The sequence below is a fragment of the Streptomyces sp. MnatMP-M17 genome (assembly GCF_900091995.1).
GTDB lineage: Bacteria > Actinomycetota > Actinomycetes > Streptomycetales > Streptomycetaceae > Streptomyces.
Window position 1 is genome coordinate 1 of sequence record NZ_FMDK01000574.1, and the last position, 1,943, is coordinate 1,943.

Consider the following 1,943-nt stretch of genomic DNA (forward strand, 5'->3'; position numbering starts at 1 on the left):
CGCCGGGCAGCGCGCCGCGCGTGCCGTACGGCGCCGGGATTCCCGGCGTACCGCTGTGCGGACGCGGCATCGCGCCGGACGTACCGGACGAGGTGCCGTCGTCGTAAGGGCTCTCCGCCGCGCGGCCGGGGCCCAGCGCGGCCCGGCCCGGCGCTCCGGGCACTCCCGCGGTCGGCCCGGGATCGTACGGCAGTTCCGGTGTCTCATGGCCGGCCGGTGCCTCCGGCCGCGCGAACTGCTCCCGCTGCCCGAGCTGTTCGGTGGCCGCGAATCCGGGATCGACGCCGAGCCGCCCGGCGGCGCCGGAGCTCTCGTCGGCACCCAACTGCCGCCCGTCGTGGCCGGGCTGCCCGTCGGGACCGCGCAAGCCCGGTGGCTCGGGCACCGGCGCGTATCCGCACAGCGCCTCCTCCGCCGCGCCCGCCGCGAGCCCGGTCAGTACGACCCGGCCGTCGTCGCAGACGAGCACCGTACGGACGGTGATGTTCCGGTGGGTCCAGCCGTGCGCGTGCAGTACACGTACGGCGGTGAGCACATCGGAGGCGATCTCCGCCGCCCGGAACGGATTCAGCGGCTTCTCGGCGAGCAGCGCGGCCAGCGGTCTGGCGGCGACGAGTTCACTCACTATCCACAGCGAGCCACCGTCCGCGAACACATCGAAGACCTGGTCGAGCCGTGGATGGTCGGGGATCTGGGCGGCGCTCTGGGCGGCCTCTATGGCCCGCCGCACCGCCGGGTCGGTGGCCTTGCGCGGCGCGCGCCCGGGAACCCGCCGCGGTGCGGCGGTCCCTTCCGCGTCCACGACCTCGGCCTCCACGACCTCCGGCAACGGCACCTGTCTGACAAGGACTTCCTGCCCGCTGTACGTGTCGAACGCCCGGGTCTCGACGAGTTCGTACTCGTCGGACGGCGGCAACGGCAGGCGATAGCGGTCGGCCAGCACCCGCCCCGCGTAGTCGTCCACAACGCCTCCCCACAAACACGCTGTCTCCCGGTCCCGGAGACCCGCGAAACCGCCAATTCCGGTCGTTTACCGGCTCATTGTGGATGCTTACGGTTCGCGGGTTCTCACGATACGTGGCCGCAGGCGAACATGCCGCAGGGTCGGGACAACCCGCTGCGGAACGTTTACATCCGGTGCGCCGAGCCGATCACGGAGCCGGTCACCGCGACGGCTGGAACCCGCCGGTCCGGTCAGCCCTTCGGCTGGAACGTGTCGAACGCCGTTTCGCGCAGCGTCACGCACTCCTTCTCGTCCCACTCGCCCGCCGGGCAACTGACCATGATCGAGTAGCCGCGCTTGGCGTCGATCTTGAAGCCCCGGTCGAGCACCCTGGTCCGCTGACCGCCCTCGTTCCGCTCGAATGTCCAGTCGGCGACGGTCGGATAGCCGTTGTAGTCGGCCTTCTTGATACCTATGAGCTTGTAGTTGCTGCTGCTGCCTCTGACCGCCGACTCAAGCCCTTGCCACGCCGCCACCGCGTCGTCGGTCGGACTGTCGTTGAAGTCGACCTGGACGCGCGGGAATCCACCGTCGGCGCTGTAGATACCGCCCGAGTTCTGCCCGGCTATGCCCGTTCTGTGGAATCCCTTGGGCATCGCCATCGAGAACCGGAACCGCCCGTCGCTCACCGTGGCATAGCCCGCGGGCAGCGCGTCGCCTCCGGCTTCCTTGCCGCCGGAGTCACCGGAGTCGCCTGAGTCGTCGGCCGCGTCCGAACCGGAACCGGAATCGCCGGACTCGTTCCCGGCCGAGGCCGCCGCGTCTCCCTGGCCCTCGCCGTTGGCGCTCTTGTCCGGTTCGGGGCTCTGTGCTTGATCCTTGCCCTTGGCATCGCCGCCGGCGCCCGCCGATGACGACGCCGTGCCGTCGGTGCCCTTCTCCGACGCCTTACCGCCCCCGCCGTTGAGGGCGACGATCAGAACGGTGGACACCAGGGCCA

At 70.9% G+C, this 1,943-nt stretch carries 1 protein-coding gene and 1 pseudogene; both read right to left on the bottom strand.

The annotated features are described in order from the left end of the window. Window positions 1–964: protein kinase (locus GA0115259_RS42145; protein WP_256098123.1), on the bottom strand; the 964-nt coding region annotated here is incomplete at its 3' end. Window positions 965–1,194: 230 nt separating this feature from the next. Further along, window positions 1,195–1,943, bottom strand: a pseudogene (locus GA0115259_RS40560) (serine/threonine protein kinase); the annotation flags it as partial.